Origin of the sequence: Inhella sp., from assembly GCF_041912635.1 — a bacterium.
Classification (GTDB): domain Bacteria; phylum Pseudomonadota; class Gammaproteobacteria; order Burkholderiales; family Burkholderiaceae_C; genus Inhella.
This window is the reverse complement of record NZ_JAYRMO010000005.1, coordinates 1-25,230: the sequence shown is the minus strand read 5'-3', so window position 1 is coordinate 25,230 and position 25,230 is coordinate 1. Positions and strand designations below refer to the sequence as shown.

The following is a 25,230-nucleotide window of genomic DNA, read 5'->3' as shown; positions in this document are numbered from 1 at the left end:
CCTCGGTATATTGGCCCCACCAACAAGCGGCGCACCCCCGTACCAGCGCCCACGGAGACCACGATGGCGGATGTGCAGTTCAAAGGAGTGACCAAGGCCTACGGCGACGTGCGCATCCTGCATGGCATTGACCTGGAGATCCGTGACGGCGAGTTCATGGTCTTCGTCGGCCCCTCGGGCTGTGGCAAGAGCACCCTGCTGCGCACCATCGCCGGCCTGGAAGACATCACCGGCGGCGAGCTGCGCATCGGCGGCCGGCTGGTGAACGACGTACCGCCGGCCGAGCGCGGCATCGCCATGGTGTTCCAGAGCTATGCGCTGTACCCGCATATGAATCTGTACGACAACATGGCCTTCGGCCTGAAGCTGGCCAAGGTGCCCAAGGACGAGATCGAGCGCTCGGTGCGGCACGCCGCCAAGATCCTGCACATCGACCACTTGCTGGACCGCAAGCCCAAGGACCTTTCCGGCGGCCAGCGCCAGCGCGTCGCCATCGGCCGCGCCATCGTGCGCAAGCCCGAGGTCTTCCTGTTCGACGAACCGCTCTCGAACCTGGACGCCGCCCTGCGCGTGCGCATGCGCTACGAGTTCGCCAAGCTGCACGAGGACCTGAAGACCACCATGGTCTATGTGACGCACGACCAGGTCGAGGCCATGACCCTGGCGGACCGCATCGTGGTGCTGAGCGCCGGCAAGATCGAGCAGGTGGGCAGCCCGCTGGAGCTGTACGAGCACCCCTGCAATCTGTTCGTGGCGGGCTTCATCGGTAGCCCGAAGATGAACTTCATCGAGGCCGAACTGGTGAGCGGCAACGACCTGCGCGCCACGGTGCGGCTGGCCAGCGGCGCCCTCATCGAAGCTCATGTGGACGCCAGCCGTGCCAAGCCCGGCGACAAACTCACGCTGGGTGTGCGCCCCGAGCACTTCACGCTGCAGCCCAGCGAATCGAACATGCTCTCGGCCACGGTGACCTTCGTGGAGTCGCTCGGCGGCGCCACCTTCGCCTACTGCGCCTACCCGGGCGTGGAAGACGCGCTGACCTGCGAATTCGATGGCCGCTCGCGCATCCGCAGCGCCCAGGAGCTGAAGCTGCACCTGCCGGCCGACGCCGCCTACCTGTTCGATGCCCAGGGCCAGGCCTTCCCGCGCCTGGGCGCCCGCCATGAGAAGGCGGCCGCATGAAGCGCCTCTTGCTTGCGGCCGCATTGGCCGCCGCTCTGCCCGCGGTGCGGGCCGAGCCCCTGCAGTTGCTGGTCTGGATCAACGGCGACAAGGGCTACAACGGCCTGCAGCGCGTGGGTGACGCCTTCACCAAGCTCAGCGGCGTCAAGGTGGACGTGCAGCACCCCGAGGGCGCACCGGAAAAGTTCCAGCAGGCTGTTGGGGCGGGCAAGGGCCCGGACATCTTCTGTTGGCCGCACGACCGCGTGGGGGAATGGGCCAAGGCCGGCTTGATCGTGCCGCTGCGCCCGGCCAAGGCGATCCGCGACGAGATCGAACCCAGCGCCTGGGAGGCCTTTCGCTACAACGGCAAGCTCTGGGGCTACCCCATCGCCATCGAGGCCAATGGCCTGATCTACAACAAGGACCTGGTGGCGGTGCCGCCAGCCAGCTTCGACGAGGTCATCGCGCTGGACGCCAAATTGGCCAAGCAGGGCAAGAAGGCCATCCTGTGGGACTTCAACAAGAGCTTCTTCAGCTGGCCCATGCTGGCCGGCGCGGGCGGTTTCGTGTTCGGCAAGAACGCCAAAGGTGACTTTGATGCCACCCAGGTCGGCGTCAACACCCCGGGCGCGGTGCAGGGCGCCGAGATGCTGGACCGCCTGGTCAAGACCGGCGTGATGCCCAAGGGTGCGCGCTACGCCGAGATGGAAGCGGGCTTTGCACGCGGCAGCGTCGCCATGATGGTCAGCGGCCCCTGGGCCTGGGACAACGCACGCCGCGCCAAGATCAATTTCGGCGTTGCACCCATCCCTGCCGTGGTGCCCGGGCAACCGAGCCAGAGCTTTGTGGGCGTGCTGGGCTGCATGGTCAGCGCCAGCTCCAAGCTCGAAGACGTGGCGCGCGAGTTCCTGGAAAACCACCTGCTGCGCCCCGAGCAGCTCAAGGTCGTCAACGCCGACGTGCCTCTGGGCGTGCCCGCCAACAAGGCCTTCTACGCCGAGCTGGCGGCCGACCCCAACATCCGCGCCACCATGGAAAACGCCCGAACCGGCCGCCCCGTGCCCAACATCCCCGAGGTCGGCCGCTTCTGGACCGCGATGGACGCGGCACTGGAGGCCATCACCAACGGGCTGCAATCGCCCAAGGATGCGCTGGACGGCGCCGCTGCCCGCATGAAGGTGGTCCGATGAACAGCGCCGCCACCCTGCCCCGCCCCGCCACCGGCCTGCCCGCCTGGGGCCGCTGGCTGCTCACCGGCGCCGCCGCGCTGGCGTCGCTCTACCTGGTATTCAGCGTCGTCGCCACCGGCCAGTACCTGCTGGGCCTGGGCCTCTTGACCCTGTTCGCCAGCGCCTTCGTCATCTACGGCACCAACGTCAGCTTCGCCTACCGCTACCTGTTCCCGGGCGTGGCCGGCATGCTGCTGTTCGTGGCCTTTCCGCTGCTTTACACGGCGCAGCTGGGCTTCACGAACTACTCCAGTAGCAACCTGCTGACCGAGGAGCGCTCGCGCGACTACCTGCTCAAGCAGACCGCGCATGACGAGGACCAGGCCCTGATCAGCGAGCTGCACGCCGACGGCCAGGAGTTCCGCCTGGTGCTGCGCCGCACGGTGGACGGCGCGCCGGCTTACGTCTCCGGCCCGCTGGCGCTGCGCACCGCAAAGCTGCCGCCCGTCATCACGATGAAGACGCCGGCCGAGGCCAGCTACGCGGTCAACCAGTCCCTGGGCTTGAAGGAAGTGCTGGAACACCGCAAGGTGCTGCGCGAACTGGCGCTGCAGCTGCCCGAGGGCGGGCCTGCGCTGCACTACGTCGGCGTGCGCGCCTTCGCGCCGCGGCAGCCGGTGTGGACGGCGAACCCGGACGGCTCCGTTACCGAAACCGCCACCGGCACCCGCTACGCCCCGAACCGCGACACCGGCTTCTTCGAAAACGCCGCCGGCGAGCGCCTGCAGCCCGGCTTCAAGGTGGCGGTGGGCTGGAAGAACTACGCCCGCCTGTTCGGCGATGCCGACTTCCGCGGCCCCTTCGTCTCCATCTTCATCTGGACCGTGGTGTTCGCGCTGCTGACCGTGGTCTTCACCACCGCGGTGGGCATGGGCCTGGCCGTGCTGCTGAACTGGGAAGGCCTGCGCTTTCGCACCACCTACCGCACCCTGCTCTTCCTGCCCTATGCGGTGCCGGGCTTCATCTCCATCCTGGTGTTCAAGGGTCTGTTCAACCAGAACTTCGGCGAGATCAACGCGATCCTGGACGCCCTGTTCGGCATCAAGCCGGCCTGGTTTGCCGACCCCTTCCTGGCCAAGTCGATGATCCTGATCGTCAACACCTGGCTGGGCTACCCCTACATCATGCTGATCTGCGCCGGCCTCTTGAAGGCCATCCCGGCGGATCTGTACGAGGCCAGCGCGCTGGCCGGCGCCGGGCCGCTGACGAACTTCTTCAAGATCACCGCGCCGCAGATCGTCAAGCCGCTGATGCCGCTGCTGGTGAGCGCCTTCGCGTTCAACTTCAACAACTTCGTGCTGATCGCGCTGCTGACCGACGGCCGGCCCGACTTCCTCAACACCAAGCTGCCGGCCGGGCAGACCGACATCCTGGTCTCCTACACCTACCGCATCGCCTTCCGCGATTCGGGCCAGGACTTCGGCCTCGCCGCGGCGATCTCGACGCTGATCTTTGTGCTGGTGGCGGTGCTGTCGATCATCAACCTGCGCCTGACGCGCGCCAATGCTTCGGGGGCACGCTAATGGCCATCGTTCAAAGCAAGAACCAGAAGTGGCGCACCTTCGCCGCCCATGCCTTTCTGTGGGTGCTGATCGCCATCACGCTGTTCCCGCTGCTGGCGGTGGTCAGCATCTCGCTGCGGCCGGGCAACTTCGCCACCGGCAGCCTGATTCCGACCGAGATCTCGCTCGAACACTGGAAGCTGGCGCTGGGCATCAGCTTCCAAGGGCCGGACGGCGCCCTGGTGCAACCGCCCTTCCCGGTACTGCGCTGGCTGTGGAACTCGATCAAGGTGGCGACGATTTCGGCGGCGCTGATCGTGATGATTTCCACCACCGCCGCCTACGCCTTCGCGCGCCTGAAGTTCCCCTTCAAGGGCGGGCTGCTGTCGTCGATGCTGCTGCTGCAGATGTTCCCGGTGGTGCTGGCGCTGGTGGCCATCTTCGCGATCTTCGAGACCATCGGCGCCTACATCCCCTGGCTGGGCGTGGAAACCCATGCCGGCCTGATCGTGGCCTACCTGGGCGGCGTGGCCACCCACATCTGGACCATCAAGGGCTACTTCGAGACCATCCCGGTGGAGATCGAGGAGAACGCCAAGGTCGACGGCGCCACGCACTGGCAGGCCTTCCGCCACGTGCTGCTGCCGATGGCCGTGCCCATCCTGGTGGTGGTGTTCGTGCTGGCCTTCATCGGCACCATCATTGACTACCCGGTGGCCTCGGTGCTGCTGCGCGAGGAATCGAACCTCACGCTGGCGGTGGGCTCCAAGTACTACCTGAACGATCAGCGCTTCTTGTGGGGTGATTTCGCGGCGGCGGCGGTGTTGAGCGGCTTGCCGATCACGCTCGTGTTCTTGATGGCGCAGCGGTGGATCGTGTCGGGGTTGACGGCGGGTGGGGTCAAGGGCTGATTGTGTTTTCGTGTGGCAGCCCGTGGGGTCTTCAACCCCACACCCCGACCCGCATTTCTTTGCTGCGCCAAAGAAACGCGGGGCAAAGAAAGGCGCTGAATGCACGCAGCCGACCTAGGGTCGGCCGCGACTGCACGTCCGGCTCACATGGCTCCCACACCCCTCCTAGGACTGCGAAAACCTGCCCGCTAAGCTGGCCGGGGTACCGGCCGACTAGACCCACGCAAACCATCGCGGGCTTTCTGCGATGACGGGATCCCCAATGAGCGGAGGTCGATCCGTCAACGCGGGTTGGGGGTCTGTTCTTCGGAGCGCAGCGGCCATGGTCCTCGCTGCCCAGGACGACCGGTACTCCGGGTGCCTTCGTCGTCCTAACCGTCGAAGTCAGATGAGGGCTCATGCCAGTGTGAGCCCAAGCACCGCCATCACCGTTCGCCCCTAGGGCGACTGTGCGCATTGAGCGCCTTTCTTTGGTCACTTTCTTTGGCGCAGCAAAGAAAGTGACCCGCCTGCCGGGGCGGCATCCCGGCGGGGTCTTTCGAGGAACAACGGACCATGAAGACACTCCTGCTCGCCGCCCTCACTGCGATCGCCACCCAAGCTCACGCAGGCCCCGCCAACAAATACGACGCCGAACTCAAGGGCCGCTTCGAAGCCCGCGAGAAGGACTGGCGCAACGGCGCCATCGTCTACCAAGTGCTGCCGGACCGCTTTGCTCCACCCGCCAACCTGGATGCCAAGCGCCACCTCTACCCCGCGCCCAAGATCCTGCGGCGCTGGGACGAAACGCCGAAGCGCGGCCAGTACCTGCCCGAGGCCAAGCTCTGGAGCCATGAGATCGAGTTCTGGGGCGGCGACCTGCAAAGCCTGACGGCCAGGCTGGACCATGTGCAGCAGCTCGGCGCGGATGTGCTCTACCTGAACCCCATCCACCTCGCCTACACCAACCACAAGTACGACGCCTTCGACTACGCCGCCGTCTCGCCCGAGTTCGGCACCCGCGCCGATGTGAAGGCACTGGCGCAGAACCTGCACGCGCGCGGCATGAAGCTGGTGCTGGATGGCGTGTTCAACCACATGGGCCGCAATGCACCCAGGTTCAAGGACGCCGAGGCCAAGCACCTGGCCGAGCGCGTCGGCCGCCGGGCCGCCCCAAGGCCGGCGCGAACCCCCTCGGGGGGTGGCCGCAAAGCGGCCGGGGGCTCTGACTATCGCGACTGGTTCTACTTCGGGCCGCAATACCAGAGCGGCACCCGCATCTGGTGGCTGGCCGAGAACCTGCCCGAGCTGAACCTGGAGCTCCCCGCCGTGCAGGACCATGTGTTCCGCGCCAAGGACTCCGTGGTGCGCAGCTACCTGCGCGAGGGCGTGGACGGCTGGCGCCTGGACGTGGCGGTGGACATGGGCTTCGAGTTCCTGCACGGGCTCACGCAAGCCGCGCACGCCGAGAAACCCGGCTCCCTGGTGGTGGGCGAAATCGCCAACTACCCGAAGGAGTGGTTCCCGGCGGTGGACGGCGTCATGAACTTCACGCTGCGCGAGATCCTGCTGCGCCTGGCCGACGGGCGGCTCTCGCCTGCGCTGGCCCAGCGCATGGTGGACCGCATGGTGGCGGAGAGCGGTGTCGACAACCTGCTCAAGAGCTGGCTGATGCTGGACAACCACGACACCCCGCGCCTGGCCACCGCCCTGCCCGACCCCGCCCAGCGCCGCCTCGCGCAGCTGCTGCAGTTCACCCTGCCCGGCGCGCCCAATCTGTACTACGGCAGCGAGCTCGGCATGAGCGGCGGCGACGACCCCGAGATGCGCGCCCCGATGCGCTGGGACCAGGTGCGCGACGACAACCCGGACTACGTCTGGACCAAGAAGCTCATTGCCCTGCGCAAGGCCCAGCGCAGCTTGCGCGTGGGCGATTACCGCCCCGTCACCGCCGAGCGCCTGTTCGCCTTCGAGCGCCACACCGACCGCGCGCGCGACACCGTCATCGTGGTCGCCAATCCGGCCAAGGAGGCTGTGACCGAGACCGTGATGCTGGGCAACTCCAAGTTGATGAACATCTGGATGCTGGTGGACCAATTGACTGGGCAGAAGACTCAGATCAGCACCGGCCTGCTGCACCTCACGCTGGCGCCACACGAGGTGCGAGTCCTCGTACCGGAACTCAGCCCCGGCGGCGGTTACAGCGCCTACAAACGTGTGAAGTGAGCCAACCCCGATGCGAGCCCTTTTCATCCTGCTGCTCAGCAGCCTGTTTGGCATGAACGCCCAAGCCGACTGCCGCCCCGCACCCAAGCCCGCGTCCGAACTGTTCCTGCGCGGCAGCATGAACAACTGGGCCGCGCTGGAGGACTACCAGTTCCGCTGGCATTGCGACGCCTGGGTGCTGAACCTGCAGCTCAACAACCGGCACGAGTTCAAGATTGCCGACGCCGACTGGAGCCCCGCCAGCATCGTGGCGGCCAATGCCCAGGGCGCTCCGGCCACCGTGGCACAGGGCGGCCATGCAAACCTGGTGCGCCAATTCGAGGGCGAGCACACGCTGAGCCTGCGCTTTGACGCCGAAGGCCGGCCCCAGCTGCAGCTGGGCCCGAAGACGGCGCCGGACGTGGTGCAGGCGCCCATCACCGACCCCGTGGCCCTGAGCCTGCGCTTCGACTCGCGCCAGCTCGCGCACAAATCCCCCTTCGGCGCCCAGCCCCTGGGCAGCACGCTGCGCTTTGCCGTCACCGCCGAGGTGCCGGGGCTGCGGGCGGTGCACCTGGTGGTGGAGCGCCGCCAGCTGGAGGGCAACCAGGAACGCCTGCACTACGAACCGCTGGCCCGCGTGGCCCTGCTGCCCAAGCCGCACGGTCTGGGCAGCCGCTTCGAGGGCGAGTACCGCTTCGCCGACATCGGCATCTACGGCTACTGGTTCGAAGTCGAAACCGAGCAGGGGCGCTACGCGCTGCAGAACAACAAGGACAGCGTCTACTGGACGCGCGAGCGCGGCAGCATGGGCCCGGGCGTGGTGGAACGCCTGCCCGAGAACCTGGCCAAGGTGCGCCGCTACCGCCAGACCATCCACCTCAAGGACCTGCGCGTGCCCGAGTGGGCCGCCGACGTCGTCTACTACTACGTCTTCCCCGAGCGCTTTCGCAACGGCAACAAGGCCAACGACCCGCAGCCCGGCCGCCAGCGCTACCAGACGCATGACATCGAGCGCCACGCGCGCTGGCTTGAGAAACCCCGTCGCCCGGGTGAGGCGGGTGACGCGGTGCATAACAACGATTTCTTCGGCGGCGACCTCGCCGGCATCATCGAGAAGCTCGACGACATCAAGGCCCTGGGCGCCAACACCCTCTACATGACCCCGGTGTTCCAGGCCGCCAGCAACCACAAGTACGACACCGGCGACTACCACCGCATCGACCCCGGCTTCGGCACCAACGCCGACTTCGAGCGTCTGGCGCGCGAGGCCAAGAAGCGCGGCCTGCGGGTGATCCTGGACACCTCGCTGAACCATGTCGGCTCGGACTCGCCCTACTTCGACCGCTTCGGCAACTTTGGTGGCAAGGACGGCGCGAGTGCGGGGGCATTTGCGGGCGGCAAACCCAACCCGCAGAGCCCCTATTACGACTGGTTCCTGTTCGATACCACGAAGAGCGACCCGAACGAGCAGTACCAGGGCTGGGTGGGCGTGAAGGACTTGCCCGAGCTCAACAAGGCCAGCGAGGCCTGGCGCCGCTTTGCCTACCGCGATGCCGATTCGGTGACGCGCCGCTGGCTCCGGGCCGGCTCGAGCGGCTGGCGCATGGACGTGGCCCCCTGGGTGCCGGACGACTTCTGGCGCCAGTGGTCGGCCACCGTCAAGCAGACCAAGCCGGACGCGCTGACCGTGGCCGAGACCTGGTTCGACGCCAGCAAGTACTTCCTCGGCGACCAGTTCGACTCGACGATGAACTACATCTTCCGCAACGCCGTGCTCGACTACGCGGCCGGCGGCAAGGCACGGCAAATCATCCCCAGCCTGGAGCTGACGCGCGAGGCCTACCCCGCGCCCATGCTGCACGCCAACATGAACCTGCTCTCCACGCACGACCAGGCGCGCGCGCTGCACCACTTCGGCATCCACGGCAACCCGCATACCGACGCCGCGGAGGACCCGGCCAAGCTGCTTGAGGCCAAGCAGCGCCTCAAGCTCGCGCTGCTGTTCCAGGTCGGCTTCCCCGGCGCCCCCACCGTCTACTACGGCGACGAAGTGGGCGTGGGCGGTGGCGATGATCCCTACAACCGCGCACCCTACCCGTGGGCGGACGAAGGTGGCCAGCCCGACCTGGCCCTGCGCGCCGAGTTCCAGCGCCTGCTGGCCCTGCGCCATCAGCACGCCGTGCTGCGCCGCGGCACGTTGGAGGCCCCGCTGCTGCTGACGGATGAGGTGGTCGTGCTGCGCCGCACCCTGGGCGGCACCCAGGCCCTGGTGGCCATGAACAACGCCCGCGAGCCGCGCGAGGTCAGGCTGCAGCTGCCCGCCGGCTCGGGCTGGCAAGACCTGCTGGACCCCAGCCTGAAGCCCCGCAGCGCCGCCAACGGCACGCTGACCCTGACCCTGCCGCCGCTGTTCGGCCGCCTGCTGATCTCGACGCCATGAGCCCCAAACCCTTTGGCCAGACCGGCCTCGCCGTCAGCCCGCTGGGCTTCGGCGCCATGCATTTCGATGGTCTTGAAGACGAGGCCGAGATCGGCCGCTTGCTCAATGGCGTGCTGGACCTCGGCATCAACCTGATCGACACCGCACGCGGCTATGGCCGCAGCGAGGAGCGCATCGGCCGCCATTTGGCCGGCCGCCGCCAGGAGTTCGTGCTCAGCACCAAGTTCGGCTACGGCGTCGAGGGTGTGCCGGACTGGACTTACGACTGCATCGTCCGAGGCGTGGAACGCGCCCTGAAGCTGCTGCGCACCGACTGGATCGACATCGGCCACCTGCACAGCTGCCCGCTGGACGTGCTGCAACGCGGCGAGGTGACGCAGGCCCTGCACGACTGCGTGCGCGCCGGCAAGCTGCGCGTGGCCGCCTACTCGGGCGAGAACGCCGAACTCGCACACGCGCTGGCCGATGCGCGCTTCGGCAGCGTGCAGTGCAGCCTCAGCCTGGTGGACCGGGCCAACGCTGCGCAGCTGCCCACGGCCAAGGGCGTGCTGGTCAAGCGCGCCCTGGCCGGCCTGGCCTGGGCCAAGCCACAGCGCCCGGACGACTTCTGCGAGGGCAGTTACTTTGACCGCTGGCAGGCCCTGGCCCTGCCCGACTTCGGCCTGCCCTGGCCCGAGCTGGCGCTGCGCTTCGCCGCTTTCCAGCCCGGCGTGAGCAGCCTGCTGCTGGGCACCAAGAGCATGGGCAATCTGCGCAGCGCGCAGACCGCGCTGGCAGCCGGCCCCTTGCCGGCCGATCTGCTGCAAACCCTGCTGCAACGCTGGCAGGCAGCGGGCGGGGACCACTGGCCGGGCTTGGTGTAAGACCCCCCAGCCCGCCGGCCTGCGGCGGCCAGAATGGGTGCCTGCCATTGCTGCACGCACCATGCCGGACCGTCGCCACCTGCTGCTTGGACTCTCTGCCCTGCCCTTTGCGCTGAAGGCCGACCCCGCGCCGCTGCAGGTCGTCACCGGCGACCTGCCGCCCTTCGCCATCGAAGGCCAGGGGGACCGGCCGGGCTTCCTGGTGGAGCTGACGGAGACGCTGATGGCCCAGGCCGGCTGGCCGGTGAAGGTGCAGTTCTTCCCCTGGGCGCGCGCCATGCAGATGGCCCTGGCCCAGCCGCGCACCCTGATCCTGCCGCTGACGCGCACCCCCGAGCGCGAACCGCAGTACCAGTGGCTGGTGAAGCTGCACGTGCAGCACTTCGCCTTCATCACCCGGGCCGGAGAGCCCCGGGTGGACACGGTGGAGCAGGCGCGCAGCCGCAAGCTGGTGGTGCTGCGCGGCTCGCCCAATCTGGCCCAGCTGCGCCGCCATGGCTTTGCCGATGAACGGGTGGCCCAGGCTGCGAGCGTGGACGACATGCTGCGTATGCTCGAACACGGCATGGCCGACGCCATCTACGGCGGCGACCTCGTCAACCTCTACAACGCCCGCCTCAGCGGCCGCGACCCCGCCGGCTTGCAGGTCGGCCTGACGCTGGAATCCGGCGAGGTCTGGCTGGCCGCCAGCGGTGGCGTCAGCGAAGACGAGCGCCAGCGTCTGCTACAGGCGCACGCCGCATTGCAGCGCAATGGAGCCCAGGAACGGATCTGGGCCCGCTACGGGGTGCGATAGCAGACTCAGGGCTTGGGTGCTGCGGCCCCTTCGGCCTGCCAGCGTTTCACTGCGCGCGCCACGAACTCCGGCATCAGGCGCTCGCGCTGCAGCTTGTACATGGCCCGCGTCAGCGCGCCGCGCAGTTCCGGGCTGTTGCATTCCGACCGCTGCGAAAGGGTGACGTAGAGCTGTTCCTGCGCCACCGCCGGCATCAGCGTGCGGAAGCCCTGCACCGCCATGCGTGCCAGATAGGCATCGGCCGGGCTGTCTTCATAGAGCAGGTAGTCGCCACGCCCCAGCTCCACCATACGGATGGCCTGCTCCAGGCTGGCCACTTTGGTGATGCGCAGCTTCTCGGCCGCGAAGCGGTCGAACTGTTCACCGAAGCTGTTGTTGATGACGGTGATGCCCTGGTGCGGGATCAGATCGTCCCAGCGCTTGAAGTTCAGCTTCTTGTCCCCGCGCACCATCACCACCGAGCGCGTCTCGCGGAACGGCGGGTACACATAGTCCATGAACTCGGTGCGCGGCAGGGTGAAGAACGCACCCGCCAGCAGGTCCAGGCGGCCGGCACGGGCCTCTTCCTGCACACGGCTCCACGGGCCGACGAAGCGCACCTCGATGGGGATGCCGATTTCCTTGGACAGCCAAGCCATCAGTTCGGCATTGGCGCCGACCAGCACCTCTTCGTTGGCCGGGTCGCGCCACAGATAGGGTGGGTACTGCGGGTTGCCGGAGGCGCGCAGTTGCTTGCAGCTCGAAGCCGAGGCTGCGGGCATTCCGCCCAGCCCCACGCACAGCGCCAACAAGGTCCCACCAATCCAACTCCGCATGCGTTCACTCTCAGGGTCTGGCCCTCACCCGAATGCAGCCGCTTCTCGTTGCACCGCCCCGGAGGCGGCCCGTCGTCTGGCGCGACGGCGACTTGCACGGTGGATTGTGTGCCCGACCCCAAGCGCCCTCGGCTGATGGTTCACCCCAATCAGTGCCGCAACATGAAGGCCATTTGCACGGTTTGCGACCCCGCGTTCGTCCAGGACCAGCAGTGGCGCACCGCCTGCTGGGGGTTGAAGGCCCCCTGCAGGCTGCGCGTGCGCTGCCGCCGCTCGGCGTAGATGGGCCGCTTGCCGATGCGGTGGAACAGCGCAAAGCTGAGGTTGCCATCGGCATGGAAGGTCCAGTGCACCTGCTGGGTCTTTTCCAGCGGGGTGCAGGCCTCCACGGTGTGACCCGGCGCCAGGGTCTGCTCGGACTCGAAGCGGCGCGCATCGCCCCACTCGATCTCGACGGTGCGGGTCGGTCCCTGGGCCAGAGCCAGGGCCGGCAACAGGAGCAGGAAGGCGGCAGGTTTCATGCAAGGGCGCGGGTGCAGGCGTAGAAGCCGTTCAGGGTCAACCGCCCCTGCCGGGCATCCTCGCTCAACAGGTCCGGCCGCTCGATCACCGCGGAGTGGAACACAGCACCGTCGTAGAAAACGAGGCGGTTCCAGGCCGCCGCCACTTCAGCAGTGCATTCAAAGTAGGCATTGCCCGCCCCCATGTAGCCGGGGGCAATGCCGTAGCGTGCCTGGAAGGCCGGGCCGTCGAGTTCCTGGGCGTCCGCCAGCAGCCGCTCCAGCTCTGCGGCGCTGCAGCGCGGGCGGAAGAAGCGGGTTCCGCCCAGCCGGGGGTCGGGGAACAGATAGAGCACCGAGGCTGCGAACAGCACCCGGCCCGGGTCGGCCGCCACGCGGTCGCGGTGGCACAGCCATTGGCAAGGGCGCAATGCCTGCGGCGGCTGCGTCACCAGGCTGAAGCGCGCGTAACGCTCCACGGTGCGGCGCCCGCCCAAAGCGCCCCGCACCTTCTGCATGAAGAGCCCGTCCAGGCTCTCGGTCAGCGGCGGCGGCGCCAGCATGAGCTGGCCGGGGTAGGCGTTGTCCTCGGCAGGTTCGAAGACATGGTCGTCCACCCAGTTCACAAGCGCCTCGGGTTCGGCCAGGGCGTCGTCGATGACCAAGGCGTACTGGCCGTCGCCCAAGGGCAGGCGCCGCACCTGGGCCTGCGGGTTGAAGAAGCTGCCCGAGGCCGGGCGTGGCAGCGGCAGCATCGGGCAAATGCCGTCAGCAGTCGCTGATGGCGACCTGCTGGCCCTTCTGTTGCTGCTGCTGGCAACGCGCCGAGTTGCGGGTCTGCTCGCGCTTGGCCTCTTCCTTCAGGCGGCGCTGCTCGGCCTCCTTGCCGGCCACCACCTTGGCGGCATGGTCCAGATCCTTCTGCAGGTCGGGGGCCTTGGACGGCCGCTCCAGCGTGGCCATGTCGTCCGCGCCAGGCTTGAGGAAGGTGTAGAAGCCCGTCTTGGCACCGCTGGGCCAGACGGCCGTGACCTCGGGCGTCTTGATGGTGCTGGCGCCGGCCTCCAGCTTGTAGCTGCGCGTCTGCGGCGCCATGCCGATGGGCTGACCCGCCTCAAAGAGGCTGGCGCCCTCGGGCTTGGTCTCATAGGTCAGCGTGGCCGTTTCCTTCGCGGCCGGGGCGGCACAGCCCGCCAGCAAGACAGCCAGTGCGGCCGAAGCCAGCGAAAGCGTCCAACGAATCATTTGTTCCTCTCCTTGGGCAGGGGTTCAGAGCTTGGGGGCCGCGCAGTGCTCGGCAATGAAGGCCGAGTGGGTGGGCATCACGTCCACGCAGTGCTGGATCACATCGGCCACGCCATCAAGGTACTCCTGGATCTCCGGCTCAGGCAAAAGATCAGTCAGCGGGTGGTAGCTCTGGGCTTCGACGCGCTGCCCGTGCAGTACCTGCAACCAGCTGATCGGGCGGAACAGTTCGTCGCCTTCCTGGTAGAGCCGGCCGCTGCTGCGGAACAGCTCCATGCGCTGGCTCAGGGACTCCGGCACGTCCATGGTGCGGCAGTAGTTCCAGAACGGCGAGTCGGTGCGCTCGGTGGCCTTGTAGTGCAGGATGATGAAGTCGCGCACCCAGTTGAATTCCTGCTCCATGGTGCGGTTGTAGCGGTCGCGCTCGGCATCGCTGAAACCCGCCGCCGGGAAGTAGGTCAGCAGGTGGGCGATGCCCATCTGGATCAGGTGGATGCTGGTCGATTCCAGCGGCTCCAGGAAGCCGCTCGAAAGCCCGATCGACACCACGTTCTTGTTCCAGGTCTGGCGGCGCCGGCCGGTCAGGAACTTGATCGGGCGTGGCTCGGCCAGCGGGGCGCCGTCCAGGTTGCTGAGCAGCACCGCGGCGGCTTCGTCGTCGCTGATGAATTTGCTGCAGTACACATGGCCGTTGCCCACACGGTGCTGCAACGGGATGCGCCACTGCCAGCCGGCCTGGCGGGCGGTGGCGCGGGTGTAGGGGGTCAGCTCGGCGCTGGAGAGGCAGGGCACGGCCAGGGCGCGGTCGCAGGGCAGCCAGTGCGACCAGTCCTCGTAGCCGGTCTTCAGCGCCCCCTCGATCAGCAGCGCGCGGAAGCCCGAGCAGTCGATGAAGAGTTCGCCCTCCACCAGCTGGCCGTTGTGCAGCTGCACCGCCGTGACATGGTCATCGCCCGGGCGCTGCTGCACTTCGATGATCTTGCCTTCAATGCGCTCGACGCCGCGCTCCTCGGCATAGCCGCGCAGGAACTTGGCATACAGCGAGGCATCGAAGTGGAAGGCGTGCGCGATCTGCCCGAGCGGCGAATTGGGCATGTCGGCGCGCGCGCGCATGAACTTGTTGGCGTGGCAGGCGGCGGTGTTGATGGAATAGGCCGCCAGCTCCTTGGCCTTGCCGGCCTGCCACTGCTTGAGCCAGTAGTGGTGGAAGTCCACCGTCCAGTTGAACTGGCCGATGACGCCGAAGCCGTGGATGTAGCGGTCGCCCAGGCGGCCCCAGTTGACGAACTCGATGCCGAGCTTGAACGAGGCCTGGGTCTTGCGCATGAACTCGTCTTCGTCGAGTTCGAGCATGCGGTTGAACAGGCTGATCATCGGGATGGTGGCCTCGCCCACGCCGACGGTGCCGATCTCGTCCGACTCCACCAGCCGGATGCGGTACTTGCCGCGCAACACCTTGGACAGGGCCGCGGCCGTCATCCAGCCCGCCGTGCCGCCACCCACGATGACGATGTCCTTGAGAGCTTCCACGTTTCGTCTCCTCCAATGAACAGGCCCCCCACCCGGAGGCAGGGGGCCTGAAGTGACCTACGAAATCCTCAGGCTCAGAGCTTGTAGCTCAACTTGAGGATCAGGTCCGCACCGGTCTTGTTCTCGTTCTCGACCGAGCCATCGGCGCGCAGCTGGCGGTATACGGGCTTGTTGAGGTTGTTGCCCTCGACGCGGATGGCCAGGCCCTTGGCGGGGCCGTCCTGGAACTCGTAACCGACCTGGGCCGAGACCCAGCTGGAGCCGTCGATCAGACGCGGGGTCGGGTAGCCGCCGATGGCGTCATTCGCCACCGAGCCGACGTAGTCGGAACGGTAGTTCTTGGCCACGAAGGCGCTGAAGCCCCAACGCTCGAAGTACAGCGTGATCTTGGCGTTCTTCTTGGACAGACCCGGCAGCGGCATGTTGCCGGCGGGCACCTGCTGGTTCGGGTTCAGACCCAGCAGATTGGGCAGCTTGACCGAGCTGCTCGTGTCCGAATAGCTGAAGTTCGCGCCGAAGCCGTCGAGCCAGGAGCTGATCATGGAGAACGGGGCCGAGGCCGCGATCTCGAAGCCGCTCAGGCGGCCGCCATCACCGTTCACCGTGCTGGTGAAGATGCCGGTGTACGAGCCGCTCAGCGGGCGCTGCAGGTTCAGGGCCTGGGCTTCGCGGGTGAAGTCGTACGACAGGTTGGTGCTGGTGGTGATGTAGCTGTCGAGCTTCTTGTAGAACACCGCGGCACTCATATAGGCCTTGGTGCCGAAGTACTTCTCGTACGACAGGTCCAGCGCCCAGGCCTTGAAGGGCTTGAGGTGCGGGTTACCAGCCGAGCCGATGAAGCGGCCATAGGTCGGATCGGTACAGACGCCGCCTTGGGTGGCGCCGCACTCCTTGTCCTCGGAGATGGCGGCCGAGTTGCGCAGGTCGGTCAGCGTGGCGCGGGCGATCTGCTGGCCCAGCGCAAAGCGCAGCACATTGCCCGAACCCAGGTCACCCGACAGGTTCATCGAGGGCAGCAGGTCGGTGTACTTCTTGCCGTCCTTGCTCAGGCCAATGGCCGGGTTGGTCAGCACCACGCCCGAGCCGATGTTGGCGCGGTAGCCGGTGGACGACTGGTCGGTATTCACCAACTGCACACCCATATTGCCGCGCACCGGGATCGAGCCCAGCTCGGTCTCCAGATCGGCCTTGACGAAAGCGGTCGTGACCTTCTCTTCGATGCCCCAGGTCTTCGACAGGATGTCGTCGTTGAACTTGCGGATGATGCGCGCGCCTTCCCACAGGGTCTCGCGCGGATCGAAGGTCAGCATGTCAAAGCCGGTGCCACCGATATTGGCTTCCACGTAGGAGCCTGCCGGATAGGCGAAGGGCTGGCCGCCATTGCCGGCCACCGAGGCGATCACGCCCTCGTCGGTGATGCGGTCCTTGGTGCGCTTGTTCAGGGCCAGGCCGAACTGCAGGTTGGTGAAGGCACCTTCCATGCTGTGGTCGACGTCGACGCGCAGGCCCTTGACCTTGTCCTTGATGGTCGGGCCCTTGGAGTAGCCGGCCTGGGGCAGGCCGTTCACACCGCTCCAACCGCTCTGGTCACGGATGAAGACCGACGAGGGGTTGGTGTACTCGGCCTTGCGGCCCAGGGTGAACTGGGGCGCGCCGCCGCCGCTGCGGTCGAAGGTCAGGGTGTCGGCCGCCAGGATGCCGCCGTAGGCCTCGATGTTGCGCTCGATGCGCTCGGCGCTGTTGTGGTTCAGGTCCACGGTCGCGGCCCAGTCGGGGGCGAACATGAACTTGCTCTTCCAGCCGATCGACTTCAGCGTGTCGTCCTGGAAGATCGACTCGTGGCGGTTGATCAGGCCGTTGGGACTGGCGCCCAGCTGGAAGGTGCCCTTGATGGCCTCGCCGCCCTGCACGGTGGCGTTGGTGATCGGGCCGCTCAGGCCGCCCTGGATGCGGGCTTCCTTGGCGAAGTTGTCGATCTTGGCGTAGAAGACGTCGAGCTGGGTGTGGAACTCCTTGCTCGGCTTGTACGACAGGATGGCGGCCACGCCGGTGCGCTCGTCTTCCACACGGCGGTTCTTGAAGTCCACGCCATTGCCCCAGTCGGGGATCTTCACGCCGGTGGCGGTGCCACCGCCGGCCAGGGTGGCGTCCACGGTGCCGGTGCCCCAGCCGCCGCGGGTCTGCTGGAAGGCGGTGCCGTCGGCGCGCACGAAGCCCAGGGCCACACCGATCTTGCGGTCGGCGAACTGGTCGATGTAGCTCAGGCTGTAGCGGTTGCCGGTGCCCTTGGGCACTTCCAGGCCGCGGCCGGATTCGGTCTTCTCGACGGCGCCAGCGATCACGCGGTTCTTGAAGGCCAGCGGGTCGATCAGGCGGTTGTCGATGGTGCCGGCCAGACCGGCGGTCAGCAGCGCGGCGTCGCCGGTCTTGTAGACGGTGGCGCCGGCAATCAGCTCGGCCGGGTAGACGCTCAGATCAGCAGCGCGGCTGTCGCCGGTGCTGGTCTGTTCGCGGCCGTTCAGCAGGTAGCCGTTGAAGTCCGGGCCCAGGCCGCGGATGCTGATGGTCGAAGCCTTGCCGTCGCGGGTGCGCTGGGTGGTCACGCCAGGCAGTCGGGCCAGGGCTTCGGCGATGGTCGTGTCCGGCAGCTTGCCGATGTCTTCGGCCGAGATGGCTTCGACGATGCTGTCCTTGTTCTTCTTGACCGAGATCGCGTCTTCGATGCCCTTGCGGATACCGGTGACGACCACGGTGTCCAGCTTCTGTGCCTCTTGCGCCTGAACGCCTCCGGCCATCAAGGCCACCAGGCAACCGGCCGTGATCGCGTTGACCTTGAACAGGTCACGCCCGCCGCTCGAACTCTTCATGCTTCGCACTCCTAGGCTGTGGGGGATCGGCGCGTCGTGGTCAAGCCCACCTTGCCATCGCGCACCATTCGGGTCGGAACGAAACAAATTCTGTACTAAAACTAGATTACAGACCATCCCGAAGCGACGCGTTCCGCTCGGGTGGAACCCTTGGTGTCGTGGCCATTTCGGCACATTTCAAGGGTATTCCCTTTGCTTGTTAACCCTTTCAGTTTGCACGACAGCCCGGAAAAGTCATGCGTCGTGTAGCCAAACTACATGTAGCAAAGCTCCATCACTGCAAATTCCATGCGCGCGCAGCCGCTCTGGGCAGGGTGCGCCCTGGCGGCGGCCATGCGGGTGCGAATTCCTGCACGGTCCGGGCCTGCGTGCCGTGTTGCGCCTGACACGCCAGCTCTGGTTGACCCTCTCCGGGTGATTCCCAGGTTTCACCCCACCGGGAACCGTAAGTTCTTGTTGCAAAAGGGAAATACAAGCGGAAACAGAAGCTGGCACGAACGCTGCTGAATGGGCCCCAGTCGCGCTGTGTGGCGACACCCCATCCAACTGAGGAGCTCTATCCCATGCAACACACCCCCCACGGCGCGTCGCGTCGCCTGTCGCTCAACGCCGTCGGCCTCGCCCTGCTGGCCCTGCCCTTCAGCTACGCCGCCCAGGCCCAGGAAGTCGTCAAGATCGGCCACATCGGCCCCACCAGCGGCGCCATCGCCCACCTGGGCAAGGACAACGAGTTGGGCGCCCGCATGGCCATCGACGAGCTGAACGCCAAGGGCGTGCAGATCGGCGGCAAGCCCGTCAAGCTGGTGCTGCTGGCCGAAGACGACGGCGGCGACCCCAAGCAGGGCACCTCGGCCGCGCAGAAGCTGGTGGACAACAAGGTCAACGGCGTGGTGGGCCACCTGAACAGCGGCACCTCCATCCCGGCCTCCAAGATCTACAGCGACGCCGGCATCCCGCAGATCAGCCCCTCGGCCACCAACCCCAAGTACACCCGCCAGGGCTTCAAGACCACCTTCCGCGTGGTGGCCGATGACGTGCACCTGGGTGGCACGCTGGGCCGCTACGCCGTGCAGCAGCTCAAAGGCAAGAGCATTGCCGTCATCGACGACCGCACCGCCTACGGCCAGGGTGTGGGCGACGAATTCGAGAAGGGCGTCAAGGCCGCCGGCGGCAAGATCGTCGGCCGCGAGTTCACGAACGACAAGGCGACCGATTTCAGCGCCATCCTGACCACGCTGAAGGCCAAGAACCCCGACGTGGTGTTCTTCGGCGGCATGGACGCCGTGGCCGGCCCGATGCTGCGCCAGATGAAGCAGCTCGGCATCAAGGCCAAGATGATTGGCGGCGACGGCATCTGCTCGGCCCAGCTGCCCAAGCTGGCCGCCGGCACCATGGGTGATGCCGAGGTGTACTGCGCCGAGGCCGGTGGTGTGGAAGGCGAGGCCAAGACCGCGATGGTCGACTTCAACAACCGCTTCCGCGCCAAGTTCAACACCGAGGTGCAGGTCTACGCGCCCTATGTGTACGACTCGGTGAACGTCATGGTGGCCGCGATGGTCAAGGCCGGCAGCGCCGACCCCGCCAAGTACCTGCCCGTGCTGGCCAAGACCGAGGGCTACAAGGGTGTCACCGGCACCATCAGCTTCGACAACAAGGGCGACATCAAGAACGGCGCCCTGACCCTCTACACCTACAACGGTGGCAAGCGCGACGCGCTGGCCGTCATCCGCTGAGCGCCTTTTCCAACTTCCACAACAAGCACACCATGCAGAACAAGATCCGCTTTACCGCCCTGGCCGCTTTCGCCCTGCTGGCCGGCGCCGCCCAGGCCCAGTCCTCGGTCACCGTCTACGGCCGCATCAACCTCAGCGTCGAGAACCAGAAGGTCGGCAGCGCCTCGGCCAAGAACGTGCTGCAGAACAACAGCTCGCGCTGGGGCCTGAAGGGCAGCGAGGACATGGGCGGCGGCCTGAAGGCCGGCTTCCAGCTCGAATCGGGCCTGAGCGCCGACACCGGTGCCGCCGCCGCCACCTACTGGGGCCGCCAGGCCGAAGTGAACCTGAGCGGCAGCTTCGGCACGCTGCGTCTGGGCCAGATGACCAGCGAGGCCTACTACGCCACCGCCGACTACATCAGCAACCACAACCACGACACCGGCACCTCCTCGGACGCGCTCTACGCCTACGTGGGTCGCAACAGCAACAAGATCGCCTACCGCCTGCCCTCAATGGCCCAAGGCATGAGCCTGGAGCTGGCCACCTCGCTGAAGGAAGGCGGCGCCAACAACAGCTACGACGTGGCCTGGAACTACACCGTCGGCGGCCTGCAGCTGGGCGCTGGCTACGAGAAGAACGGCGACGCCACCCAAGCCGCCTTCCGCGCCTTCTACATGGCCGGCAATCTGGGCTTCGGCGGCTACCTGCAGCGCGACGACGACGCCTGGAGCGTCAAGGGCAGCCGCACCAATGTGCGCCTGGTGGGCATGTATGTGGCGGGGGCCAACGAGTTCCACCTGAACGTCGGCCGCGCCGGCAAGGTGGGCAGCGTGAACGACAGCGACGCCACCCAATACACCCTGGGCATCAACCACAACCTGAGCAAGCGCACCAAGCTGTACGCCTTCTTCACCAAGGTGGACGACGGCAAGGCCGGCGTGTACGGCGGCGACTTCCGCTCCGTGGCGGGCGGCCTGCGCCACAACTTCTAAAGCCTCGAGCGCAGCAGGGAGGGCGGAGCGCAGGCGGCTGCCGCGGGGACGGCTGCCTGCGCTCCGACGCTGACAATCACGGCCCCGGCCTCATGCCGGGGCCGCATCACTTTTGGGGAAGCTGTCGAGATGGTTCTTCGCGCGCTGCTGCTCTGTCTGGCCATGGGCTCCGCCCTGGCACAGTCGCCCTCCCCCACGCTGGCCAAACTGCGCCACTCCGGCGTCATCACCCTGGGCTACCGCACCGCCTCGGTACCCTTTTCCTACCTGGGCGCGCAGCTGCAACCCATCGGCTTCACGATGGACATCTGCTACCGCGTCATCGACCACCTGCGCCGTCAGCCCGGCCTGGCCGATCTGGAGGTGCGACTGATGGCCGTCACCAGCGGCACGCGCCTGCCCCTGGTGGCCAACCGCACGGTGGACATCGAGTGCGGCATCACCACCAACACGGCCGAGCGGGCCCGCAATGTCGGCTTCTCGCTCACCTACTTCGTGGCCGAAAGCCGCCTGCTTTCCAAGCGCAGCCGCCCGATTCCCGATGTGGACGCCCTGCGCGGCCTGGCCGTGGCCAGCACCATCGGCACCACCAGCATCCAGCTGCTGCAGGACCTGAACCGCGAGCGCAACCTGAACATGCGCATCCTGGCCGGGCTGGACGACGTGGACAGCATCCGCCTGCTGGACAGCGACCAAGCCGTGGCCTTCGCCATGGACGACGTGCTGCTGCGCGGCCTGCTGGCCAGCGCCCGCAAGCCCGAGGCCTACAGCGTCTCGGAGCTGGCCCTGTCCGTCGAGCCCTATGGCCTGCCCCTGCCGCCGAACGACCCGGAATTCAAGAAGCTGGTGGACGAGGCCCTGCGCCAGCTGTTTCGCAGCGGCGAGATTCACAGCCTCTACAAGCGCTGGTTCCAGAGCCCGGTGCCGCCGCAGAACGTCAACCTGAACCTGCCGATGCCGACGGCGATGGCGCGCGTGCTGAAGGAACCGACGGATTCGCCGGAGCCGGAGAGGTACCGCTAAGCGCCTGGACAGGCTTTTGTCCGCCGTGGGTCGGGGCGATGGGCTTGGGCCGGCGCCGGCTGCCGCTGGCGCTGCCCACGATCGAGCGCGCCGGTGCTTCGCGGCGCGGCATGCTGGCCGAGCTTCATCTCACGCCACTTCATAGGTCGTGATCTCGAAGGGGTTGCCGTCCGGGTCGGTGAAGTAGATGGAGATCGACTCGCGGTGGTCCACCACCTTCAGTGCCTGCCCCAGCACCTGGGCCAGGTGGGCGCGCCAGGCCGCGAAGCCGGCCGCATCCACACGCAGCGCCAGCGTGGCGTGGTGCGGCTGCACCGGGCGCTCGAACAGTGCCAGATGCAGCACGCCGGCCGGGTCGCTGAGCGTCAGCGGCCCGCCGTCGGCCGCCCAATGCGCCAGCTCGGGCAGGCGGCGCAGGCCCAGGGCCTGGGCGTACCAGGCCTCGGCGGCGGCGCGGTCGCGCACATGAACATGAACGTGGTCAATCGCTTGAAGGGCAGGCGGGTGGCTCATGGCAATCCGGTTCAGGAAGGAAAGGGCCGCCAGCCTGCAAGTTCAACTGCACTTCAAGTCAAGACGCCCGCTCAGAAGAAGCCGAGCGGGTTGTCGCTATAGCTCACCAGCAGGTTCTTGGTCTGCTGGTAGTGCTCCAGCATGGCCTTGTGGGTCTCGCGGCCGATGCCCGATTCCTTGTAGCCGCCGAAGGCCGCATGCGCCGGGTAGGCGTGGTAGCAGTTGGTCCACACCCGGCCGGCCTGGATGGCGCGACCCATCCGGTACGCCCGGCTGCCGTCGCGCGTCCACACCCCGGCGCCCAGGCCGTAGGGCGTGTCGTTGGCGATCCGCAGGGCCTCGGCCTCGTCCTTGAAGGTCGTCACAGCCAGCACCGGGCCGAAGATTTCCTCGCGGAACACGCGCATCTGGTTGTGACCCAGGAAGAGCGTGGGCTGCACGTAATAGCCCTCGGCCAGCTCGCCCCCGAGCTGGGCGCGCGCGCCGCCAGCCAGCACCTTGGCGCCTTCCTGCTTGCCCACTTCGAGGTAGCTGAGGATCTTGTCCAGCTGCAGGGCCGAAGCTTGCGCGCCCATCATGGTCTCGGTATCCAGCGGGTTGCCCTGCTTGATGGCGGCCACGCGCTTCAGGGCCCGCTCCATGAAGCGGTCGTACATCGAGGCCTGGATCAGCGCCCGGCTCGGGCAGGTGCAGACCTCGCCCTGGTTGAAGGCGAACAGCACCAGGCCCTCGATGGCCTTGTCGAACAGCGCGTCGTCCTGGGCGGCGATGTCGTCAAAGAAGATGTTCGGGCTCTTGCCCCCCAGCTCCAGCGTCACCGGAATCAGGTTGGCCGCGGCGGCTTGGGCGATGTGGCGGCCGGTGGCCGTGCTGCCCGTGAAGGCCAGCTTGGCAATGCGGCGGCTGGCGGCCAGAGCCTGGCCGGCCTCGCGGCCCAGGCCATTCACCACGTTCAGCACGCCCGGGGGCAGCAGGTCGGCGATCAGCTCCGTCAGCAGCAGGATGCTGACCGGCGTGCTCTCCGCGGGCTTCAGCACCACGCAATTGCCGGCCGCCAGGGCGGGCGCCACTTTCCAGGCCGCCATCAGGATGGGGAAGTTCCAGGGAATGATCTGCCCCACCACGCCGAGCGGCTCGTGGAAGTGGTAGGCGATGGTGTCCTTGTCGATCTCGCTCAGCGCGCCTTCTTGCGCGCGCAGGCAGCCGGCGAAGTAGCGGAAGTGGTCGGCCGCGAGCGGCAGGTCGGCATTCAGGGTTTCGCGGATGGGCTTGCCGTTGTCCACCGTCTCGGCATAGGCCAGGCGTTCCAGGTTGGCCTCGATGCGGTCGGCGATCTGCAGCAGCACCTGGGCGCGCTGGGCCGGTGGCGTGGCGCCCCAGGCCGGCGCGGCGCGGTGGGCGGCATCGAGCGCGCGTTCGATGTCGATCTCGCCCGAGCGCGCCACCTGGGTGTAGACCTTGCCGCTGATGGGCGTGATGACCTCGAGCGTGCGGCCGTCGGCCGCCGGCTGCCAGCGGCCGTCGATGAAGTTGTCGTAGCGCGGGGCAAAGGCGTGCGGGGCACCGGCGGCGCCGGGTTGGGCATACAGCATGGCGGGTCTCCTGAGGCGGCGGAAGCAGGTGGAGGGTCCGGACGGTGGCCGCGATCTGCCCGCCCGGTTGGGGCTGCCTTTGCAGGGTCCGTGCCAGGGCTTGGGTCGAGCGTTTCAAGCACAAAGGCGCAAGCCGCGCGTCAGCCGGTGGCGCTGCAATGGGTCGCTCTGTTCCAGGCGCTGGCACAGCGTCCCAAAACGGGACAGTGCCCCTGCCCGAACGGCTCAAACCCTGGCCGAGGCCGCCCCAGCGCCCTAGCCTGCCCACAACGATCGGAGACCCCATGGCCGTCATCGACACCGGACCGCCCGCCCACCACCTGGCCCTGGCGCGCCGGCAGCTGGAACAGCAGGGTGAGCTGGGCGAAGGCTTGCTGCACCCGCTGCTGGCGCAAAGCTGGCGGCGCAGCCGCGCCTTCGGCCTGGAGCCCCTGGGCGCCGCGCCCGCCAGCGCCCCACATGCCAGCGCCGCCCAGCTGGCCCGCGCCCGCGCCGCCAGCGGCGATCTGTTGGCCCAGGCGCGGCCGGTGCTGGAGTTCGTGCAGCAGCAGGTGCAGGGCAGCAGCAGCCTGGTGATCCTGGCCGATGCCCGGGGCACCCTGCTCGAAGCCCTGGGCGACGACGGCTTTGCCGACCGCGCCGCCCGCGTGGCCTTGCGCCCGGGGGCCAGCTGGCACGAGCAATGGCGCGGCACCAATGCCATCGGCACCGCGCTGGCCGAGGGCCAGGCCGTGCTGGTGCGCGGTGGCGAGCATTACCTGCCGCGCAACGGCTTTCTGAGCTGCGCTGCCGCGCCCATCCATGCCCCCGATGGCCGGCTGCTGGGCGTGCTGGACATTTCCGGCGAGCGCCGCCGCTGGCACCCGCACACCCTGGGCCTGGCGCGCGCCGCCGCCCGCATGGTCGAGCAACGCCTGTTCGCCACCCGCTGCACGGCCCCCTGGCTATTGGCGGTGCACGAACAGGCCGAGGGCCTGGGCTCGGTGGCCGAAGGCCGGCTGGCGCTGGACGATGACGGCCTGCTGGCCGCTGCCGACCGCACCGCCTGCGCCGCCCTGGGCCTGGTCGGCCCCAGCGCCCTGCCCTTGGCCGAGCTGCTGGAGCTGGCCCCCGACACCCTGGCCGAGATGGCCCGCGACGGCCGGCCCAGACGGCTGCGGCGCTGCCGCGGCGACTGGCTGTGGCTGCAGGTCCAGCGCGCCCCGCGCCAGGCGCCGCGGCCCAGCCCGGCCCTGCCCGCAGCGCCGCCGCAGGACGCGCTGGCGGCGCTGGACAGCGGCGACCCCACGCTGCACACCCTGCTGCAGCGCGCCCGCCGCCTGCTGGACCGTGGCATCCCGCTGCTG

General features: G+C 67.7%; 20 protein-coding genes. 12 read left to right on the top strand and 8 right to left on the bottom strand.

The window, feature by feature from the left end:
• The first annotated feature begins 63 nt into the window (after positions 1-63).
• From ACE3QP_RS03995 to ACE3QP_RS03960, 8 genes are all read left to right on the top strand, one after another.
• On the top strand, positions 64-1,182 hold the full coding sequence (locus ACE3QP_RS03995) for an ABC transporter ATP-binding protein (RefSeq protein WP_374433742.1): 1,119 nt from the start codon (positions 64-66) through the stop codon (positions 1,180-1,182).
• The gene (malE, locus tag ACE3QP_RS03990; protein WP_374433740.1) at positions 1,179-2,354 is read left to right on the top strand and encodes a maltose/maltodextrin ABC transporter substrate-binding protein MalE; all 1,176 of its coding nucleotides are present in this window, start codon (positions 1,179-1,181) and stop codon (positions 2,352-2,354) included. The genes ACE3QP_RS03995 and malE overlap by 4 nt, the downstream gene beginning before the upstream one ends.
• Entirely contained in the window at positions 2,351-3,916 is a 1,566-nt protein-coding gene (malF, locus tag ACE3QP_RS03985) for a maltose ABC transporter permease MalF (RefSeq protein ID WP_374433739.1), read from the top strand. The genes malE and malF overlap by 4 nt, the downstream gene beginning before the upstream one ends.
• A complete protein-coding gene (gene malG, locus ACE3QP_RS03980) occupies positions 3,916-4,806 on the top strand; it encodes a maltose ABC transporter permease MalG (RefSeq protein ID WP_374433737.1) in 891 nt (296 codons plus the stop codon). The genes malF and malG overlap by 1 nt, the downstream gene beginning before the upstream one ends.
• 555 nt (positions 4,807-5,361) lie before the next feature.
• The gene (locus ACE3QP_RS03975; RefSeq protein WP_374433735.1) at positions 5,362-7,011 is read left to right on the top strand and encodes an alpha-amylase family glycosyl hydrolase; all 1,650 of its coding nucleotides are present in this window, start codon (positions 5,362-5,364) and stop codon (positions 7,009-7,011) included.
• A gap of 10 nt (positions 7,012-7,021) precedes the next feature.
• Positions 7,022-9,433: an alpha-amylase family glycosyl hydrolase gene (locus tag ACE3QP_RS03970; protein WP_374433733.1), complete on the top strand. Its 2,412-nt coding sequence runs from the start codon at positions 7,022-7,024 to the stop codon at positions 9,431-9,433.
• The gene (locus ACE3QP_RS03965; RefSeq protein WP_374433732.1) at positions 9,430-10,296 is read left to right on the top strand and encodes an aldo/keto reductase; all 867 of its coding nucleotides are present in this window, start codon (positions 9,430-9,432) and stop codon (positions 10,294-10,296) included. Before ACE3QP_RS03970 ends, ACE3QP_RS03965 begins: the two co-directional genes overlap by 4 nt.
• Positions 10,297-10,357: 61 nt before the next feature.
• The gene (locus ACE3QP_RS03960; protein ID WP_374433730.1) at positions 10,358-11,092 is read left to right on the top strand and encodes a substrate-binding periplasmic protein; all 735 of its coding nucleotides are present in this window, start codon (positions 10,358-10,360) and stop codon (positions 11,090-11,092) included.
• 5 nt (positions 11,093-11,097) lie between these two features.
• On the opposite strand, the gene ACE3QP_RS03955 is transcribed toward ACE3QP_RS03960, so the two are convergent.
• The 6 genes from ACE3QP_RS03955 to ACE3QP_RS03930 form a co-directional block, all read right to left on the bottom strand.
• A complete protein-coding gene (locus tag ACE3QP_RS03955) occupies positions 11,098-11,907 on the bottom strand; it encodes a substrate-binding periplasmic protein (RefSeq protein ID WP_374433728.1) in 810 nt (269 codons plus the stop codon).
• A gap of 149 nt (positions 11,908-12,056) precedes the next feature.
• Positions 12,057-12,428: a hypothetical protein gene (locus tag ACE3QP_RS03950; protein WP_374433726.1), complete on the bottom strand. Its 372-nt coding sequence runs from the start codon at positions 12,426-12,428 to the stop codon at positions 12,057-12,059.
• Positions 12,425-13,162: a DUF6445 family protein gene (locus ACE3QP_RS03945; RefSeq protein WP_374433725.1), complete on the bottom strand. Its 738-nt coding sequence runs from the start codon at positions 13,160-13,162 to the stop codon at positions 12,425-12,427. Before ACE3QP_RS03945 ends, ACE3QP_RS03950 begins: the two co-directional genes overlap by 4 nt.
• Positions 13,163-13,175: 13 nt before the next feature.
• Positions 13,176-13,652 (bottom strand): hypothetical protein, encoded by a 477-nt coding sequence (locus ACE3QP_RS03940; RefSeq protein ID WP_374433723.1) that lies wholly within the window; start codon positions 13,650-13,652, stop codon positions 13,176-13,178.
• A gap of 24 nt (positions 13,653-13,676) precedes the next feature.
• Positions 13,677-15,182 carry a tryptophan halogenase family protein gene (locus ACE3QP_RS03935; RefSeq protein WP_374433721.1) on the bottom strand — a complete coding sequence of 502 codons (1,506 nt, stop codon included), beginning with the start codon at positions 15,180-15,182 and terminating at the stop codon, positions 13,677-13,679.
• Between the two features lie 74 nt (positions 15,183-15,256).
• The gene (locus ACE3QP_RS03930) at positions 15,257-18,049 is read right to left on the bottom strand and encodes a TonB-dependent receptor (protein WP_374433719.1); all 2,793 of its coding nucleotides are present in this window, start codon (positions 18,047-18,049) and stop codon (positions 15,257-15,259) included.
• 563 nt (positions 18,050-18,612) lie between these two features.
• On the opposite strand from ACE3QP_RS03930, the gene ACE3QP_RS03925 reads away from it, so the two are divergent.
• From ACE3QP_RS03925 to ACE3QP_RS03915, 3 genes are all read left to right on the top strand, one after another.
• The gene (locus ACE3QP_RS03925; RefSeq protein ID WP_374433717.1) at positions 18,613-19,782 is read left to right on the top strand and encodes a branched-chain amino acid ABC transporter substrate-binding protein; all 1,170 of its coding nucleotides are present in this window, start codon (positions 18,613-18,615) and stop codon (positions 19,780-19,782) included.
• 32 nt (positions 19,783-19,814) lie between these two features.
• A complete protein-coding gene (locus ACE3QP_RS03920) occupies positions 19,815-20,756 on the top strand; it encodes a porin (RefSeq protein WP_374433715.1) in 942 nt (313 codons plus the stop codon).
• 129 nt (positions 20,757-20,885) lie between these two features.
• Positions 20,886-21,779, top strand: a complete 894-nt coding sequence (locus ACE3QP_RS03915; RefSeq protein ID WP_374433714.1) for an amino acid ABC transporter substrate-binding protein — start codon at positions 20,886-20,888, stop codon at positions 21,777-21,779.
• 129 nt (positions 21,780-21,908) lie between these two features.
• Here ACE3QP_RS03915 and ACE3QP_RS03910 read toward each other — a convergent pair whose 3' ends face one another.
• Positions 21,909-22,292 carry a VOC family protein gene (locus tag ACE3QP_RS03910; RefSeq protein WP_374433713.1) on the bottom strand — a complete coding sequence of 128 codons (384 nt, stop codon included), beginning with the start codon at positions 22,290-22,292 and terminating at the stop codon, positions 21,909-21,911.
• A gap of 71 nt (positions 22,293-22,363) precedes the next feature.
• Positions 22,364-23,884, bottom strand: coding sequence for an aldehyde dehydrogenase family protein (locus ACE3QP_RS03905; RefSeq protein ID WP_374433711.1), 1,521 nt, complete (start codon positions 23,882-23,884; stop codon positions 22,364-22,366).
• Positions 23,885-24,168: 284 nt separating this feature from the next.
• Between ACE3QP_RS03905 and ACE3QP_RS03900 the strand changes: the two genes are divergently transcribed.
• A partial coding sequence (locus tag ACE3QP_RS03900; protein ID WP_374433709.1) for a sigma-54-dependent Fis family transcriptional regulator occupies positions 24,169-25,230 on the top strand: 1,062 nt, incomplete at its 3' end.